11 protein-coding genes are annotated in these 20381 nt (G+C 39.8%); all 11 read left to right on the top strand.

The genetic code is table 11. From position 1 onward, the window contains the following. Window positions 1-26 precede the first annotated feature (26 nt). The 11 genes from H1R81_RS07210 to H1R81_RS07160 all read left to right on the top strand — a co-directional run bounded on the left by H1R81_RS07210 (window position 27) and on the right by H1R81_RS07160 (window position 20380). On the top strand, window positions 27-1580 hold the full coding sequence (locus H1R81_RS07210; RefSeq protein WP_181840035.1) for a hypothetical protein: 1554 nt from the start codon (window positions 27-29) through the stop codon (window positions 1578-1580). A gap of 21 nt (window positions 1581-1601) precedes the next feature. Continuing rightward, complete coding sequence (locus tag H1R81_RS07205; protein WP_181840034.1) at window positions 1602-2927, top strand: Gfo/Idh/MocA family protein; 1326 nt, start codon at window positions 1602-1604, stop codon at window positions 2925-2927. 44 nt (window positions 2928-2971) lie between these two features. After that, a complete protein-coding gene (locus H1R81_RS07200) occupies window positions 2972-5239 on the top strand; it encodes an alpha-L-rhamnosidase C-terminal domain-containing protein (protein WP_181840033.1) in 2268 nt (755 codons plus the stop codon). A 27-nt stretch (window positions 5240-5266) separates the two neighbouring features. Continuing rightward, window positions 5267-6778 carry an arylsulfatase gene (locus tag H1R81_RS07195; protein WP_181840032.1) on the top strand — a complete coding sequence of 504 codons (1512 nt, stop codon included), beginning with the start codon at window positions 5267-5269 and terminating at the stop codon, window positions 6776-6778. A gap of 25 nt (window positions 6779-6803) precedes the next feature. Further along, window positions 6804-9176 carry a GH92 family glycosyl hydrolase gene (locus H1R81_RS07190; protein ID WP_229251076.1) on the top strand — a complete coding sequence of 791 codons (2373 nt, stop codon included), beginning with the start codon at window positions 6804-6806 and terminating at the stop codon, window positions 9174-9176. 448 nt (window positions 9177-9624) lie between these two features. Continuing rightward, complete coding sequence (locus H1R81_RS07185; RefSeq protein ID WP_409013550.1) at window positions 9625-12675, top strand: SusC/RagA family TonB-linked outer membrane protein; 3051 nt, start codon at window positions 9625-9627, stop codon at window positions 12673-12675. A 23-nt stretch (window positions 12676-12698) separates the two neighbouring features. Further along, complete coding sequence (locus tag H1R81_RS07180; protein WP_181840029.1) at window positions 12699-14204, top strand: RagB/SusD family nutrient uptake outer membrane protein; 1506 nt, start codon at window positions 12699-12701, stop codon at window positions 14202-14204. A 184-nt stretch (window positions 14205-14388) separates the two neighbouring features. After that, window positions 14389-17082, top strand: a complete 2694-nt coding sequence (locus H1R81_RS07175) for a c-type cytochrome (protein WP_181840028.1) — start codon at window positions 14389-14391, stop codon at window positions 17080-17082. A gap of 79 nt (window positions 17083-17161) precedes the next feature. After that, the gene (locus tag H1R81_RS07170) at window positions 17162-17935 is read left to right on the top strand and encodes a DUF1080 domain-containing protein (RefSeq protein WP_181840027.1); all 774 of its coding nucleotides are present in this window, start codon (window positions 17162-17164) and stop codon (window positions 17933-17935) included. A 145-nt stretch (window positions 17936-18080) separates the two neighbouring features. Then, window positions 18081-19139 (top strand): aldose 1-epimerase family protein, encoded by a 1059-nt coding sequence (locus tag H1R81_RS07165; protein ID WP_181840843.1) that lies wholly within the window; start codon window positions 18081-18083, stop codon window positions 19137-19139. Window positions 19140-19174: 35 nt separating this feature from the next. Beyond that, window positions 19175-20380 (top strand): hypothetical protein, encoded by a 1206-nt coding sequence (locus H1R81_RS07160; RefSeq protein ID WP_181840026.1) that lies wholly within the window; start codon window positions 19175-19177, stop codon window positions 20378-20380. The last annotated feature ends 1 nt before the right edge of the window (window position 20381 follow it).

Here is a 20381-nt window from a genome sequence, read left to right as displayed (position 1 = left end):
TATTATCAATCTTAAATCAAAGACAAATGAAAAAGAAATTTATAAGTTGGGTTATAGTTTTTGTCGGGGTGTTGGGCTTTTTATCAGCAAAGGCCCAGCCAAAAGACAATATATATATCCAGAAATTTACTTATCAAAATCTATCAGCTTATCAGAAAGAACTATTCGATACTTTTCTTGAGAGCGAAGTTCCTGACAACATACCTATCGAAAATACTTTAACCAATCATGCAAGCCTACGTACAAAAACCCGTGTGGCGCAAGGCTTACTATTCAGAAACAATACCGGAGATAAAGAGAAAGCTATCACTATTCTAAGTTGGATTTTGAAAAACCAGTATCAGGATGAAAACTCTGATTTATATGGTATCTGGAAAACCTCTGTCGAAAACGATAGATTCGACAAGAACTGGAGAGAGTTTATTGGCAGTGATCTGATAATTATACGCCATAAATTCAAAGACCTGCTCCCACAAGCATTAATTAAAGATATAGAAACAGGTCTTGTTCATGCAGCTAAGGGAGCATTCAAAAGAAACGTTGGTGCAGACTACACCAATATATCTATTATGAGCGCCTTTCTGATGGAGTATGTAGGAACAACCTTTAATATAGATAACCTTAAAAATGCAGGTATTGCCAAAGCAAAAGCTATTTTTAGTTTATATCAATCTCATAAAACATTCAGCGAATATAATTCTCCGACCTATTATGGCGTAACACTTGTGGGGCTTGGCTTATGGCGCGAGCTGGCCTTCTCAAAAGAAATGCAGACAATGGGTAAAAATCTTGAAAAAGAATTCTGGCATGAGATAGCTAAATCTTATAACCCTAATCTTAAAAATATGCCCGGTCCGTATTTCAGAGGCTATGGCATGGACATGACTAAATATTTTGCCATCACGGGCATCTGGATTGCCCTGGCACTTGATAATGAAAAAATGGCACCTTTAGCACCCGCTAATGGCCCTAAATATGGCGAAATGAGCAATCTTTCTACTATTCTGAACCTGGGTTTATCTATTCCGAAAGAAGATTTAAATGCATTGAAATCGTTCTCAAAACCACGTTATATTACTGTTAATGTTCCTAATCATTATAAAGGAGACAGTATAAAAAAAGTAAGCATTCTGATTAATAAAAACTGGATGATGGGTGGCTTATGGGGTAGTAAACGAGTATGGGAACAGTTAAAAATCGGCACTTTTCATTGGAAAACCGATAATGGCGATATTGGTTGGCTGGCAATTTTAGGTAATGGAAATACGAACGTAAAAGTAAGCCAATCCTCCATGTCTGTCTATACAAATAGTCCTTTGTCTTTTAAGCTCGAGATTTTAGTATATGCCCCGGGTCTTGAAAAAGAAGCCTTAGAAAAGAGAATATGGGATTTGTCAGGTCTGAAATTAAATACCAGAACCTCTCTTAAACCTGTTCAGATTGTAAAAACCAATGGTAAAGAGGCTGAAAGCAAATATGCCATTTCAGATGCAATTCCTTACTTCTACAAGCTCATTTATGAAGTACCAGACAACTGGAACAAAGACCAAACCTTAATTGAAATATCACCTAACCAATAAATATTAATCCGTTAATTAAAAATGAATTCTCGTAGAAATTTTATCAGACATACGGCTACTGCCATTGGAGGTTTAGGCTTAATGGAGCTATTGCCCTTAGAAGCTCTTGCATCTATCAGAAAAAAAGTTGCTCCCAGCGATAAAATCAATGTGGGTCTGATTGGAGTCAAAAATCAGGGCTTCAATAATATACGTGCCTTTTTAAAAATAAACGAGGTGAATCTGAAAGCTATCTGCGATGTAGATGATGACCAGCTAGCCAAACGAAAGGATGATTTAAGCAAGGCCGGAGTCCAGAATCTCACAACTTATAAAGACTACCGCAAAATGCTTGAAGATAAAGAGTTAGATGCCGTAGTAGTGGCGACGCCTGACCATTGGCACTGCCTCCAATTGGTTGATACTCTTTCTGCCGGAAAACATGTGTATGTTGAAAAACCCGTAGCTAATTCTATAGGTGAAGCTAAGGCAATGGTTCGTGCAGTAGAGGCATCAGGTAAAGTAGTGCAGGTAAATCAGTGGCAGCGTAGTCAGAAACACTTTAAAGATGCGGTAGCCTTTGTGAAATCAGGTAAACTGGGCACAATCATCAATACCAAAACCTGGATGTACCGCGGTACACAGCCTTTACCGATAGTTCCTGACACGCCAGTTCCGGCAGGTGTTGATTATGATATGTGGTTGGGGCCTGCATTAAAACGACCTTTTAATGCCAATCGTTTTCATTATGAATTCCGTTGGTTCTGGGATTATGCCGGAGGGTTGATGTGCGACTGGGGTGTACACCTATTGGATATTATGCTTTGGGGTATGGGCGTTAACGAACCTTTATCGGTTTCTTCTGTCGGAGGAAAAAGGCTTTTCCCGAACGATGCCCGCGAAACCCCGGATTATATCCATGTTACTTATGATTTCGGCAGTTTTTCCAATACATGGGAGCATTATATGGGTATTAGTGAAGGGCAATATGGCAAAAATCATGGCATTGCCTTTATTGGTACCAAAGGCACTCTGGTAGTAACCCGTAATGGTTGGGAAGTAATACCTGAGAAGGAAGGCAAAGGGTTCAGAATGGAAGCAATACCATTAATCGAAAAATCAGATAACGGGCTGGAGTTACACACCCGGAACTTTATAGATGTCATCAAAAATGGTAAAAAAGACCAGTTAGCTTGTCCCATTCATGCCGGAGCAACTGTGGCTGTCAATGCACACATGGGCAATGTTTCGCTCCGTAGTGGAGATAAGATTTATTGGGATGCTACTAAAGGGAAATTTGATAATAAAACAGCTAATAGTTTAATAAAACCAACGTATCATAACGGTTTTGTTTTTCCAAAGGTATAAATTTCGGGCATCAATGGTCTCTTTCATTCAACCCGTTCTTAATTATGAATAAAATTCTTTTGAGCATACTTTGTATTTTATTGGTTTTTGAATCAAAAAGTCAAGCCCCTTTTCGGCTACGTTGCGATTTATTGCTCAATACCAGTCAGGTGTATCAAAAGGGTATTCCAGTAAATGAACCGCTCGAATCTGCCATTACTCAAAAACAGCAATTTCAGTTTGCTTTTATCAGCAATAAACAGCCTCATTTTAGCTGGGAGATAGTCAATTCAGTAGGTAAAGTAACAGCTTACCGTGTTTTACTTGCCTCCAATGCACAAATGTTAAAGCAAAACAAAGCTGATTTCTGGGATTCAAAAAGAACCAATTCAAATCAGAACAAAGCTATATATAATGGAAAACTGTTAGAACCGGGTAAAATTTATTATTGGAAAGTACAGGTCTGGGATGACAAAGGAAAGGTTTCTGAATTTTCAAAAACATCCTCTTTTTATCTCGATTCACCCGACGAAACCCAACCCTTTGCTTACCAACCTTTAGCAGCAGAAATTCAGGAACCAACGCAGATTATCCAAACCGGTCCGGATTCTTATTTTCTGGATTTTGGAAAAGACGCATTGGGGCAACTCACCTTATGTCTGACAAGCCTCGAAAGTGATTCTGTCTGGGTCGAAGTGGGTGAGGTCTTAGAGAGTCCGGCTCGCATTCAAAAAAATGCCGGACGGAATATCCGATATTTAAAACTTCCTCTTTTTATTAAACCCGGCACCCATGATTATGACATAGTCTGGGAAACCAACGAAAAACGAAATAGTCGTAACCCAATTTTAATGCCCGATTACATCGGCGAAGTTTACCCTTTCAGGTATATAAGTATTCATAACTTTAAGGGTACTATTAATAAACAGTCTGTCAAAAGAAAGACTGTATTCTATCCTTTTGATGAAAACGCGTCAAGTTTTACTTCAAGTGATACTGTTCTGAATCAGATATGGGATTTATGTAAGTATTCCATGAAAGCTACCAGTTTTACAGGCTTTTATGTTGATGGAGACCGTGAACGGATTCCCTATGAAGCTGATGCATTGATTAATCAGTTATCGCATTATGCAGTTGATGCTGAATATAGCATCGGGCGGCGCTCGATGGATTACCTGATTTACCACCCAACCTGGCCAACTGAATGGAGTTTACAGAATGTATTGATTGCCTGGAATGATTACCTGTACACAGGAGATACTACGTTTCTGAAAAACTATTATGCTGATTTACGAAACAAAGCTCTGATACCGTTAGAGGGTAAGGGAGGACTAATAAGTACCCGCACCAATAAACAAACCGATGAGTTTTTAAAGACCATTCATATCACCAAAACTTTCGATAACAGGCGGGGCTTACATGATATTGTAGACTGGCCACAAAACGGAGATGTTATCGGCGACGAAAAAGAGTACAAAGGCGAAAACGATGGTTTTGTGTTCAATACCTATAATTCAGTTATTAATGCCTATTATTATCGCAACCTTGTCTTGCTCCAAAAAATAGCGACGGTTTTAGGCAAAAACGAAGAAGCGCAAGCATACGAAGCCAAGGCCAAAAAGGTATATAATTCTTTTCTGCAAACGTTTCAGGATACTAAAACAGGAATTATCAAAGATGGCGATAGTACCAACCATACTTCATTGCATGCCAATATGTTTGCTATGGCTTTTGGGCTTGTTCCGAAAAAAGACCTGACTAATGTGGTTCAATTCATCAAAAGCAGAAAAATGGCTTGTAGTGTATATGGTTCGCAATTTCTGATGGATGCCTTATATGAAGCCGGAGAAGCAGACTATGGACTTGAACTACTCTCCTCAACGGCTCACAGAAGCTGGTACAATATGATTCGGGTAGGCTCCACTATCTCTTTAGAAGCATGGGATAAAGTGTACAAACCCAATCTCGACTGGAACCATGCCTGGGGTTCAGTGCCTGCCAATATTATAGTCCGGAAATTAATGGGTGTCGAACCAATCACCCCGGGCTTTGAAACCTTTCAGATTAAACCCCAATTTGGCAGCCTGACTTCTGCCAGTCTCCAAACACCGACTATCAAAGGCCCGGTTTCGGTTTCATTTAATAAGGGAGAAACATCTACAACTATGAAGGTTATTATTCCCGGAGGAACACATGCTGATATCTATGTGCCTGCTGATGGTAAAAGAAAAACCTTAAGTATCAACGGACAATCAAGCAATATTAAAGCACAAAGCGGTTATTATCTACTACCTCATACGAAACCAGGTAGTTATGCTTTCATTTTGAACTAACAGTATTGATTATAAATTGAATTAGACATGAAGAAAAAATACATTTTAAGCATACTTATTTGCTGCAATATCCTGTCGGTAGGGTTTGCGCAAAAGCCAAATATTGTTTACATATTGGCCGATGATTTAGGTATTGGAGATGTATCATCATACAATCCGAATGGAAAGATACAGACTGAGAATATTGATAAATTAGCTCAGAATGGTGTTCGCTTTACTGATGCTCATACGACTTCAGCGGTCTGCACTCCTACCCGATACAGTATCATGACAGGTCGCTACAACTGGCGCACCACTATGAAAAAAGGTGTTTTACATGGCTACGATACACCATTAATCGACGCCAAAAGAGAAACCGTCGGCTCGTTTCTGCAAAAACAAGGCTATAAAACAGGCGTTGTAGGCAAGTGGCATTTAGGTTGGACCTGGAATAATATAGAGGCCGGAGAAAAGAAAGTGGATTTCTCTAAAAAGGTAGCTGATAACCCTAACTCCAGAGGTTTTGATTATTCTTTCTGTATTCCGGCATCTTTAGATATGCCTCCTTATGCCTATGTAGAAAATGGTTTTTGTACTTCTGTTCCTAAAGACACGTGTGAAGGTAGAAAAGGAATAGAATTATTCAGAGCAGGTATCAGTGCGCCGGACTTTAAACCTGAAGATGTTATAGGCAAGTTTACGGAAAAAGCCCTCAGTTTTATTAATCAGAATGCCAATAAAGACAAACCTTTCTTTTTGTATTTTCCCCTGGCGGCTCCGCATACACCAGTTTTGCCAATTGGTGATTTTGTAGGTAAAAGTAAGGTTTCTCCCTATGGAGATTTTGTGCTGATGGTTGATGACGTAGTGAAACAGGTGGTAGCAACCCTCAAAAAAAATGGTATTTACGATAATACCATTATCATTTTTACTTCTGATAACGGTTTTGCTAATTCAGCCAACCTGCAGGCGCAATTAGCTAAAGGTCATAATCCCTCAATTGATTACCGGGGGTTGAAAACGGATATTTTCGAAGGCGGCCATCGCGTACCTTTTATTGTTCATTGGGGTAATGTGATAAAAAAAGGTAAAGTTTCAGAGCAATTGGTCTGTAGTTCTGATCTTTTCAGAACAGTTGCAGAGTTGAACAAAGCCAGACTGGGCGATAATGTAGCAGAAGACAGTTATAGTTTTTTAAGTGAGATAACCGACAAAAAATCAGGCTATGAGCAAAGAGCATCTATTATTCACCATTCATCCAATGGTTATTTTGCTATCAGAAAAGGGCCTTGGAAACTGATTATGTGTTCACATTCTGGCGGAAACAGTAAACCAAAAGAAGACAGCGAAGAAGCAAAAAAACTGCCTCCTATACAACTATATAACTTAAAAACTGACCTCGACGAAACTAACAATGTATATGCACAATATCCTGAAATTGTAAAAGAGCTAACAGCGCTACTTACTAAACACGTGCAGGATGGCAGAAGTACTAAAGGACAGAATCAGACCAACGATGGCCCGACTCACTGGAGTCAGCTGAATTGGCTTGGTAAATAGTTAAATGAATAAAACTGAAATAAGTATGAAAAGATTAAAATATATTCTTGGTTGCCTGATTAGCATTTTTGCCGTTACCTCTTCTTTTTCGCAGAAAACAAGACCAGTCGATTTAGTGAATCCATTGGTTGACGCGGCTAACTCAAGGTGGTTCTTTTTCAATTCGGCCTCCAGGCCATTCGGCATGGTCAATTTAAGCCCTGATAATGGTGTAAACTCCGATTGGGGTTCGGGGTATCGTTATCATTCAGATAGTATCAAATGTTTCAGCCATGTGCATGGCTGGCAACTGTCTGGAGTTCCTGTAATGCCTGTTACCGGGGAGTTCAAAGGGCATTTGGGTACTGCCAGATATGGTTCAACATTTTCTCATAACACAGAAGTGGTTAAGGTAGGATATCATAAAGTTGTTTTAGATGCCTATCACATAACTGCTGAACTAACCTCTACTACAAGAGTAGGTTTTCATAAATATACTTTCCCGAAATCTGCTCAAAGTCATATACTTTTTGACTTTTCAACCTTCCTGGGTCCCTCGGATACACAAAAAGGATATGTGAAAAAAATCAGTAATCAGGAGATAGAAGGTTATGCCATTATGGCTCCAACCACCCGTCGGCCAAAAACTTTAACCGTCTTTTTTGTAGCTGTTTTTGATAAACCATTTGAAACATTTAAAGGATGGCGAAAAGGGCAGTTAGAAGAGATAAAAGAATCTATAGAAGGCGAAAAAACGGGTGTATATGTAAGTTTCAAAACGAATCAGGGAGAAGTGCGGAAGATGAAAGTGGCTATTTCTTATGTAAGTGAAGAACAGGCAAGACTCAACCTTAAAGCAGAACTGCCGCATTGGGATTTTGAAAAAGTTGTAAGTGACAGCCAGACTGACTGGAATAACTGGTTGAGCAGAATCGAAATTCAGGGAGGAACCCAGATGGAACAAAGTCGTTTCTATACCGATTTATGGCATGCTCTTCTGGGCAGGAGAATCATTTCTGATGCCAATGGAAAATACTCGGATATGACAGGGCCTGAACGCCTGATAAAGCAGATTCCATTAGGTGCTGATGGAAAACCCAAATTCAACCATCATAATTTTGATGCTATGTGGGGAGCGCAGTGGTCGCTCAATACACTCTGGCATCTGGTTTACCCCGAAGTAACCGAATCGTTTGTTAATTCGATGCTATTAATGTATAATGATGGCGGCTTGATTCCGCGCGGGCCTGCCGGAGGAAATTATAGTTTTGTAATGACCGGAGCCTCTTCTACCCCATTTATTGTAAGTGCTTATCTGAAAGGTATCAGAAGTTTTGATATTGAAACAGCCTACGAAGGTATGAGGAAAAATCATTTTCCGGGTGGATTGATGAGCAAGGCAGGATATGAACACAAGACATTTAAAGGCGGTGGAATTGAATATTATTTAGAAAGAGGTTATGTGCCGCATCCTTTAGCTAATATCAGATACGGGTTTCATCAGGATGGCTCCACGCAGACTCTTGAATATGCTTATCAGGATTATACCCTGGCACAGATGGCAAAAGCATTAGGTAAAACAGATGATTATGCATTGTTTATGAAACGCGCCGAAAACTATAAAAATATCTGGAACCCGGAAATAGGCTGGATGTGGAACAGGACACTTGACGGAAAATGGGGAGAACCCGTAGATATATTGCGTTATGATAATGGCTGGGAAGAAGGCAATGCCGCACAATATACCTGGTTTGTGCCGCACGACATCCAAGGCTTAATCAACCTGATGGGTGGCCGTGAAGCCTTCACTGCAAAGCTCAACTCATCGTTTGAAAAAGCGCAGAAACATGATTTTGTATCAGGGAAATCGCACGATAAAGAAACTCTTGAAGAATACAGGAAGGTCTTCATCAATTATGGTAATCAGCCTTGCATGCAAACACCATTTCTGTTTAATTTCTCTGGTTCACCCTGGCTCACTCAATACTGGACACGGCAGATTATTGGTAAAGTTTACAGCGGTATCTCGCCAGACTTTGGCTATAGTGGCGACGAAGACCAGGGTTTAATGGGCAGTCTCTCTGTTCTATTAAAAACAGGCATATTTTCAACTAATGGGGGCACTACACCCAAGCCTTATTATGAAATCAGTAGTCCGATTTTCAACAAAATTACTTTTCATCTCAACCCCCAATATTATAAAGGCAAACAGTTTGTGATTGAAGCCAATAATAATTCCTCAAACAATGTATATATTCAATCGGCTCAATTGAATGATAAACCGCTTAACAAGCCCTGGATATTGCACGAGAATTTTGTTAATGGAGGAAAACTTGTATTGAAAATGGGGCAAAATCCAAATAAGAATTGGGGGAGTAACCCTGAAAATGCCCCTTTATCGATGTCATTAAACCCCTAAAGATTCTTTATAGTTTGGGCAAGTCAACTTGTCCAAACTTGCCAATAAATTATGAAAACTTTTTGCTAAAACTGCTTATACTATATCCTGGATAAAAGATGTATTCAACTCATCAACCAGAAGTATTTATTCATGCTTTTGCCAAAAGTCCCTCAACATTATTGCCCTCATTGCCTTACCAAACACAAAATTCTACGCGCAATTAAATCATAAGATCAAAACCTCCATATAATACCTATAATTCCAATATAGTAATATTTCAATAAAGAATATGACTCTTTTTGTCATAAACAGAAGAGTACAGGACGCTTTAAGGATAAAAAGTAAATAATTTTATAAAAAACATGATTAATCCGTGTCTTTTTAACCAATATCTACTTTTATTCACCCTAAATCAGGCGTATTTATGAAACCAAAATTTACTATTCATTTGAATAGGATTTATGCAATGGGAGGAGCCTTTTTGCTAATGCTATTCTGTTCATCCTTTGCCTTCTCACAAATAAAGGGCACTGTAAAAGGTTCTGATGGAGCGGCATTAGCAGGAGTAAACGTTTCAGTAAAAGGAACAACCCGTGGAACTCAGACTGGAGTTGATGGTACCTATAAAATTGATGCCACTAAAGGCTCAGTTTTAGTCTACAGTTTTGTTGGTTTTACTGCAAAAGAAGTAACAATTGGCAACGAATCTGAAATTAACGTAACCTTAGAACTTGACGAAAAGCTATTAGGGGAAATCGTTGTGGTAGGTTATGGTAGCCAGCTAAAGAAAAATGTAACCGGAGCAGTACAAACGGTTGGAGCAAAAGAAATAAAAGATATTCCTGTATCACAAATCGGACAAAAACTCCAAGGTCAGTTAGCTGGAGTACAAATTAACCAGACCACTGGAAAGCCCGGACAAGGTATGAGTATCCGCATCCGCGGGCAGCTATCTGTGTCAGCCGGAAGTGACCCTTTATATGTAATTGATGGATTCCCTATCACAGGGGATATCGGTGCAATGAACCCTGATGAAATTGAAGATATTTCTATTCTGAAAGATGCCTCTTCTACTTCATTATATGGTTCAAGAGCTGCTAATGGTGTAGTATTAATTACAACTAAAAAAGGCAAATCGGCCGGCACTACTGTAAGTTTCAACACTTTTGCAGGTATTCAGGAGGTTCCACAAAGAGGACGTATTAAAATGCTTAATGCTGAAGAGTTTGCACAGTTTAAAAAAGAGTCCTACGAAGATGCTGGTCAGGCAGTACCTGTTGAATTTCAGAATCCTGCACAATACCGAGATAAAAACAATGATTGGTATGATGCTTTACTAAGAAAAGCACCTGTTCAAAGCTATAATCTGACCGTTACGTCGAACAGAGAAAAAGCAAGAACTTCTTTTGTGGGTGGGGTATTCAACCAACAAGGAGTTGTATTGAATAATGAATATAAAAGATATTCATTAAGAATGAACTCAGAATATGACGTATCTGACAAAGTAACACTTGGTTTTAATATTGCTCCGCAATATGTGTTTGACAATACCCCAAGAACTGACGGAGACAGAGGAACAGGAATTTTGTTTAATGCCTTGCATACCTGGCCAATCATGCCTATTTATGAAGCAGATGGCAAAACGTTAACTTTGTTTAACAGATTCCCGGCCAGTACTGGAAATATCTTTGCGTATCCGAACTGGGTAAGGGCAGCTGAAGAATTGGTAAATGAAACTACCACAACCAATTTAATTACAAATGCTTACATTCAATATCGTCCAATTAAAGACCTTGTTTTAAAATCAACTTTCAATGTTGAAATGTTGCGTTCAAAGTTTTTCTTCTTTAATCCATCCACTGCTACAAGTGCCATTAACGTGGCCATTCCGACAACAGCAGTTTCGATACGCCAAAACTTTGAAAATCTGACATGGCTGAACGAAAACCTCGCGACTTACACAAAAACCATAAACGATCATAATTTTGAACTACTAGCAGGTTTTACACAGCAACGTTTCCAACAAGAAGGTACACGTGTTCAAGCTGATACCTATGCCGATGACCGACTTCCTACAATTCAGGGTGCCATTAATATCAACCGTGGTGGTACATCAAGCCAGGTGCAGGAATGGGCTTTAACTTCAATCCTTTCGAGGTTAACGTATAACTATAAAGGTAAATATTTGTTAACAGCTGCGGTTCGTCGAGATGGCTCTTCCCGTTTTGGTTCCGACAACCGTTGGGGTACCTTCCCATCAGTTTCATTAGGGTGGGTTCTTTCAGATGAGGCCTTTATCAAATCAATTCCTAAAATATCTTTTGCCAAATTAAGAGCAAGCTACGGTGTAATCGGTAACAATAATATTGGTAACTACACCCCTTATGCCTTGATAAATAATACAGTAAATGCTGTTTTTGGCAACACTGTAGCACCTGGTGCTGTGGTTACATCATTGGCAAACAATAATTTAGGTTGGGAAACAACCAAACAATTAGACCTTGGTTTAGATCTCGGCTTATTCAATGACCGAATCACATTTGTCTATGATTACTATACAAAGCGTACTACTAATTTGTTGTATAGTGTACAAATTGCTCAGGAGGCAGGATTCAGCAACTTTAACGATAATATCGGAGAAATTAAATTCTGGGGTCATGAGTTTGCCTTGAATACCAGAAATACAACCGGAAAATTGAAATGGAGTACTAATGCCAACATTTCTATCAACCGCAATAAAGTTATCGCTCTGGCTAATGGTATTGACCGTGTTTACGGAACTTTCCATATTACAAAAGTGGGTTATCCGTTCGGTCAATTCTACGGACACGTTTCTCAAGGTATGTACCAGAATGCCGAAGACCTGAAAAACTCACCACAGGTACCTGGTCGTTCGGTAGTAGGTAGTATCAAATTAACCGACCAGAATGGTGATGGAATTATTACCAACGGCGGTGATTTTGATGATAGGGTAATCATTGGTAATCCTTTCCCTAAATTTACTTATGGAATTGTCAATAACTTCACCTATGGCAATTTTGATGCAAGCATCGTTGGTTCAGGTTCACAAGGCAATCAGCTGTTAGTTCGACATATTTACAGTACTGCCAATCTTGATGGGGTATTTAACTTAGTAGAAGGCGTAAAATATCGTTTCCGTTCTGAATCTAATCCCGGAAAAGGAATGTATGGTACTACTGTTGGTGGCGGTAACGTAACAGGTATCGAAAGAGACTGGATGAATAGCCGTTTTATTGCTGATGCCTCATTCTTTACAATTAAAAACGTAACTATTGGTTATACGATCCCAAGACCTAATAAAGTATTCAGATCAGCACGTATTTATACTTCAGTTCAACAGCTATATGTATTTACCAAATACTGGGGTGGACCAAACCCTGAAACATCAGCTCAAGGTGATGGTAACGGTAACGGTGGAAACCTTAGCCAAGGTATCGACCTCTCGAACTATCCTGTTCCAAGAACTTACACGCTTGGCATAAACTTGAACTTTTAATTAACATAAACATCCTTAAGAGAATGAAAAAGATATCAATAATAACCTTGTTTATGTTTTTGGGGTTAACGGGCTGCAAAGACTTTTTGACGGTTGTCCCAGAAACGAATCTTAGTACCGCCATATTCTTTACTAAAGAAGCTGATTTTCAACAAGCAGTAAATGCATCCTATGTACCTTTACGCCCGATTGTCAACGACCGTGCATGGCTATTAGGAGAAATGCACTCAGATAATGCTTATTATTTCAGAAATATCCTTTTTGGTGCTACTGAGCAACAGGAAGATATTGCAGATTTTGCTGTACCAACAGCTAATGGTGTTACTTCAAACACTCATGTTCTGAATCAATATCGTCTAGACTATCAGATAATTGCACGTACTAATCAGGTCTTATCTGCCATTGATAAGGTTGAGTTTAATGCTGATTCTAAAAATAATCTGAAAGGACAAGCACAGTTTTTAAGAGCCTATGCCTATTTTGAATTAGTGCGTTATTTTGGTAAAGTGCCTTTGCACCTTACGCCGGTAACAAACCGCCAGGAAGCAACGCTCGAGCTATCAGATGTTGAAGCTGTTTATGCACAAATTATCAAAGATGCAAGTGCCGCTATAACAGGGCTTCTACCAAAATCGAAACAAGAAGCAGGAAGAGTTACGTCAGGTACTGCAAGAATGTTACTGGCAAATGTATATATGGTAAGAAAGAACTGGGCAGAAGCAGAAAAATTATTGAAAGAAATTGTAGCAAGTGGCGAATATAAATTGATGCCAGATTTCAATGATGCTTTCTCTACCAATACAGGAAACAAAAATAATATAGAATCTATGTTTGAAGTACAGTTTCAGGAAGGTGCTTCTGGCTATAACGGTGCTATCATTTATAACTATCTGCCTCGTCCGATGAGTCCGGAAGAGTTAAAGCCAATCACCGGAACATCAAACCCTCAACCATTAACAGGCGAAGGGAATGGAGCTCCAACTCCTGATTTAATTAATGCTTTTGAAGCTGGTGACAAGCGAAAAGATGCCACCATTGGTTACGTAACGATAAGCGGAAGTCTGCGAGCAAATAAGGTTTTCCCTTACAACAAAAAATTTGCAAAAACACACTCATTGCATGGTAATACAGGTAATAATTTCCCGATTTATCGTTATGCGGAGGCTCTTTTATTCTTAGCAGAAGCATTAATGGAGCAAGGAAAAGGAGCAGAAGCATTAACTTATCTTAATCAGGTACGTACGCGTGCAGGGTTACCGGAAGCTACCATGACAGCGCAGGCAGATTTAAGAAAGCAGATTTATCAGGATCGCAGAAGTGAGCTGGCATTTGAAAACAAACGTTGGTTTGATTTGGTACGCACAGGCACAGCCGTTGAGGTAATTACTGCCTATGGGCAAAGAGTTAAAGCCAATCCGGTAGAATATTATTACCCTGAAGGTGCCACAGTCCGTAGCCATGCTTTTTCTAATATCAGTTTACTATATGGTTTACCTGCTGACGAAGCAGCATTATCGCCTTATTTTTGATTTAATTTAAACACTGCATAAGTAAAAAATAAATATGTAATTTAGGGAAAATAGGGGTATTAAGCATTAACTTAAATATCTATTTAAGCATCATTAATACCTCATATTTTATCTTTTATTAATTATTTCTACATTTATGCAGTGTCTATACAATCCTCTATTTACGCCTTAACTTATTACAATCATGTTATCCAATCAACGAACACTCCAACTTTCTGTCGGCTTACTGGCTTTAGTCTCCGCAGCGTCTTTTACGATGCTAAGGAATACGCCACCACCTGCATCAAACAATGATGATCCGAAAATTAAAAAATTAAAGCTCTCAGAAGGATTTTCAGCACAGCACCTCTACAGCCCTTCAGAAAATAACCAGGGTTCGTGGGTCTCCATGACTTTTGACGACAAAGGCCGGATGATTGCCTCTGACCAATACGGGAAACTATATCGACTGAAAATCCCTGCCATTAGTTCAGCCAATAAGGTTGAAGTTGAAAAACTTCAGATTGGTATAAGCCCGAATATTGATACCACTGGTATGGGTTACGCACATGGGCTATTATATGCTTTTAATAGCTTGTATGTAATGATTAACAATAGTAAGAATAACAGGATATTCCCAAGAAAAAGTGGCCTTTACCGCTTGCAAGATACTAACAACGACGATCAGTTTGACAAAATCACACTGCTGAAAGAAATGAATGGTGATGGTGAACATGGCCCTCACAGCGTTATCTATTCGCCTGATAAACAATCATTATATGTTATATCAGGAAATCATACTGATGTACCTCCGATGGACTCATATCGTTTGCCATCAAACTGGAAAGAAGACAATTTATTCCCATTAATAAAAGACCCACGTGGGCACGCCAACGACCGCATGGCACCCGGTGGGTGGATTGCCCATACTGACCCTGAAGGCAAAAACTGGGAATTAGTAAGTGCTGGTTACCGTAATGCTTTTGATATGGCCTTTGATGCAAACGGGGATTTGTTTGTGTATGATGCAGACATGGAATGGGATTTTGGCTTGCCTTGGTATCGGCCAACCCGTATCTGCCACGCTACCAGTGCCAGTGAGTTTGGCTGGAGAACCGGAAACAGCAAATGGTCGCCGACTTTTGCAGACAATCTACCTCCGGTAGTAAATATCGGTCAAGGTTCACCAACCAATTTACTACATTTAAAAGACGCCAAATTCCCTGCCAGATATAAAAACACTTTATTAGCTTTCGACTGGAGCTTCGGCATTATGCACGCCATTAATCTGAAACCTTCAGGCTCCTCTTTTACAGGTACCAGGGAAGAGTTTTTATCAGGTCTGCCATTACCATTGACCGACGGGGCAATTGGCCCTGACGGTGCCTTATATTTTCTTGCAGGTGGACGCAGATTAGAGTCTGATTTATACCGTGTTTATTATACAGGTACAGAAAGTACTGCTCCAGTTGCTGCTGCTCCTATCAATGCGGCCAACTCTTTAAGACGAAACTTAGAGAAATTTCATGTAGGAGGGCCAAATAAAGATGCGGTAGCTACAGCATGGCCTCAATTAAAAAACCCTGATAGATTTATCCGTTACGCTGCCCGTTTAGCTATAGAGCATCAACCGGTAGGCGAGTGGCAGGAGTTAGCCCTTAAAGAAAAAGACCCTGTTGCTTCAACACAAGCCCTTATCTCATTGATCCGTATGGGTAAAAACGATAAACAAAGTGAAATTCTGAATGCCTTATTAGGAATTAATATAAAAGCTTTGAACGAGGCGCAACAGTTAGATGTGTATCGTGCTTTTGAGCTGGCGTTTTTACGAATGGGGCAACCAGATGCTACAATCAAACCAAAAATTGTGGCTTATCTAAGCCCGCTTTATCCAGCCAATTCGGCACAATTAAATCGTTCATTGAGTAAACTTTTGCACTACTTAGATGAGCCAAGTGCTATCAAGAAAACATTGGCATTGATGACCATTAAAGACGAACCAGGCACTAATGCCCTTATGCAGGAAACAGCAACTGCTTCAAGCGATTTGATTCTGAGAAGCTCACAATATGGAGGCGACATTGCGGCCATGTTGGCTAAGGTTCCGCCTGCCCAGCATACTTATTACGCTAATGTACTCACGATGGCAAAAACAGGCTGGACACCAGAAGAGCAGGAAACTTACTTTAAATGGTTTAGTGATGCTTTCAATTACAAAGGTGGCCGTAGTTATGTAGGATTCATCGACAGGTCTCGTAAATTAGCCCTGAAAAACGTGCCTGATACTAAGAAAGATTATTTCGATAAACTCTCAGGGGCAGAAATGTTAAGCAAATCGGGCAACGATTTAATTACAGCAGCGACTCCGAAAGGGCCAGGTCGTTTCTGGAATTTAAGAACCGGACTTCCATTAATAGAAAATGGTCTGACCGGACGTAACTTTGAACAGGGGAAAGCCATGTTTGCAGCTACCACTTGTAAAGCCTGCCACACCATGAAAGGCGAAGGGGGGGCAACCGGACCTGACTTAACGCAATTAGGCACCAGGTTTTCAGCAAAAGATATGCTGGAAGCTATTGTTGACCCTAACAAAGCGGTATCAGACCAATACGCAGCTACTCAGTTCAGTTTGAAAAATGGGGGCTCAATTGTAGGTCGTCTTGTGAATGAAGATAAAACTGCTTATTATGTTTCACAGAATCCTTATTCGCCTGAAACCCTTGAAAAAGTATTGAAAAAGAATGTGACTTCTAAAAAGCCTTCTAATGTTTCAATCATGTTTCAGGGACTGATTAATAGCCTGAATGAAGAAGAGTTTAAAGACCTGATGGCTTACCTGATGTCAGGAGGCAATGCAAACAATCCAATGTTTACAGCGAAAGCTGAGTCACAAAAATAACGATTTAGGGTTTAGAGCGTGGCACACAGATAAACGCGTGTGTCACGCTCTAAACTTTCCTGAAAAACAAAATAATACAATGAAAACAAAAAAAATTTCAAAACTTAGCCAAGTAATTTTACTTTTCATTATCTTGCTAACAGGTTGCAAGGTATCAAATTCAGGTAACAGTGAAAAAGGTTTCAAGTCTATTTTCGATGGAAAAACATTAAATGGCTGGGAAGGAGATACTAAATACTGGCGAGTAGAAAATGGTAATTTAGTAGGAGAAATTACACCCGAAACCCTGCTTAAAACCAATTCATTTATCACATGGAAAGGCGGAGAACCTGCCGATTTTGAATTAAAAGGAGAATTTAATATAACTGAAAAAGGAAACTCCGGGATTAATTATCGCAGTGAAAAATTGCCTGATATACCTTACGCATTAAGAGGATATCAGGCTGATATAGACGGAGCAAATCGTTATACAGGCCAGAATTACGAAGAACGAGGACGCACAACTCTGGCTTACCGTGGGGAGATTGCCAGTATCAATCCACAGAGTGGTACTTGGAAGCCTGAAGATGTAAGAGCTAAAGTACAAAGAAATGCCTGGACAGAACGAAAAGTTATTGGAAGTTTAGGTGAAAATGAGGCTTTAAAAACAAAAATCAAAAGTGAAGACTGGAATACTTTTCATCTGATTATTAAAGGTAATCGTTTACAACACTATATCAACGGTATCCTGATGAGCGATGTAACAGACAACGATTTAATAAATGGCAAATCAAAAGGGCTTTTGGGTGTTCAGGTGCATGTTGGTCCACCAATGAAAGTGCAATACCGTAATTTAAGATTGAAACAATTATAATTAGCCCAGAAAATACAGAAAGTTTCACTAATCATTTGTATCAGGCAGGTAAACATCTTAAACCTACAATTATAACTACCAAGAATAGTCAATCATTCAAATAGTTGAGTAATGCTTGACAAGCACCAAAGAAAGTATCAGAAATATGAATGATGAACAAAAAGTAGATGCGTCTCTATCAACAGAACCAGGGTGGAAAAATAAAATATCAAATCCGGCTCAGCTTGGTGGTATCGAAACAGCTATTTTAGACAATGGATTAGGGCGCGGCAACAGAATCGCCTGGATAAATACTGGTACTGGCTTAAGATACAAAGTTGTTTTTGATAGAGGGATGGACATAGCCGATGCCTTCTATAACCAATATAGTCTGGCATGGTTGAGTCATGGAGGGTTCACTGCTCCACAACCGCAGTCAGACAAAGGAATTGACTGGCTTAGAACATTTGGCGGCGGCTTACTCACTACCTGCGGACTATCGCACGTAGGTGGTCCTGAAAAAGATGAATTTGGCGAAAGAGGTGTTCATGGACAAATTTCCAATACCCCTGCTGAAATCGTGTCAATCATTCAGCCTGATCCTGTTGCAGGAAAAATGGACATAAGTATTACCGGAATCATCAAAGAAACCAAGGTATTCGGACCAAGTTTAGAGTTGCGCAGAACCATTTCAGGGAGATTGGGTGAACCTACCATCAGAATTCATGATGAGGTGATTAACCGTGGCAATACCCCTACCCCATTGATGCTGCTTTACCACTTCAATTTTGGTTATCCCCTGGTTGATGAAGGAACAGAAATTCTATGGAAAGGCCAATGGCAACCACGTTTTGGATCTAAAAATGCCAGAATCTTCAGAGAAGGAAATGATTTCAAGAAATGCCCTGCTCCGATTGACGACCATCTGGGTACTGGCGAAGAGGTAGTATTTATTGACCCGACAGCCAACGACTCAGGTGAATGTACCTGTGGACTCTCCAATACTAAAATAGGTTTAAAGGTTGAAATCAATTTCAACAAAAGCGAATTGCCACATTTGATAAATTGGCAGCATTGGGGTAAAGGTGAGTATGTAACAGGCATAGAACCGGCCACTAATCCACCAATAGGACAAGCACAGGCAAGAGCCAATAAAGAATTAATCTTCCTGTACCCCTACGAAACCCGTACATTTGACTTAGCAATAAATGCCTTAGAAATATAGAAATCAAAATACAATCAACCCCAAAGAATTATATTATGTCAAATTTAAGTTTAGCACAAAAAGCATTAGAACAAGGAAAAGGAATTTTACGATTAGCTCCGACTTGGGTTCCTCGTTCATTTTGTGTTCCCGGACGAAGAATAAAATTACATCCAGATGATTATTACGTATTAGGCGGCGTGCGTGGCGGTATCGATGAGCGTTGGCTGTCATCAACCACACCTGCCAAAAACGGTCCACTAACAGGAGAAAATGAAGGTTTGAGCTTTGTGGTTTTAAACGAAGGAGAAAGAGTATTACTCAAAGATGCGATAGATGAATTGGGTGCAGAAATAATCGGAAGCCGCCTCTGGGACGAATATAAAAGCTGGCCAATGTATTCGAAGTTTTTTGACAATATGGGACCATTGCCACACCATATTCACCATAATGACGAAGAAGCTGCGAAAATCGGTCAATTAGGAAAACCAGAAGCCTATTATTTTCCGCCACAATTGAATAACCACGGTGGAGATTTCCCATATACATTTTTTGGTATTGCACCGGGTACAACCAAAGAGCAAATCAAAGAATGTCTGATGAATTTCACCAAAGGTGATAACAAAATAACCATGTTCTCCCAGGCATTCCCATTGATTCCGGGTACGGGTTGGGACGTTCCTCCGGGCATGTTGCATGCGCCTGGCAGTATGTGTACTTACGAGCCACAAAAAGCATCTGATGTATTTGCCATGTACCAGTCTTTGGTAAACGAAGCCATCATTCCGGAAGAATTATTGTGGAATGGAACACCACCAGACCAGATTGGTAATTATGACCAATTGATGGGTGTAATTGACTGGGAATTGAATACAAATCCTAATCTTTTGGAGACCCGTTTCATGGCGCCAAGACCAGTAAAAGATGTAGCCGAAATGGAAGCAGAAGGCTATAACGAAAGCTGGGTTTGTTACCGTTCAGAAGCATTCTCGGCTAAAGAATTAACTATCCTTCCGGGGCAAACAGTAACTATTAAAGATAGTGCCGCTTACGGTATCATTATGATGCAGGGGCATGGTAAAATGGGCGTTTGGGATATTGAAACCCCATCATTAATCCGTTACGGACAGTTGACGAATGATGAGTTTTTTATTACAGAGCAAGCTGCTGTCGAAGGTGTAACCATAACCAATCATTCATCTTGCGACCCGATTGTGATGTTGAAGCATTTTGGCCCGAATAATCCTGATTTGGTGATATAAA

It is taken from the genome of Emticicia sp. BO119 (assembly GCF_013912375.1).
In the GTDB taxonomy this organism is placed as follows: Bacteria; Bacteroidota; Bacteroidia; order Cytophagales; family Spirosomataceae; genus Emticicia.
Note: the sequence above shows the minus strand (reverse complement) of the source record. Positions and strands in the feature narration are given on the sequence as shown.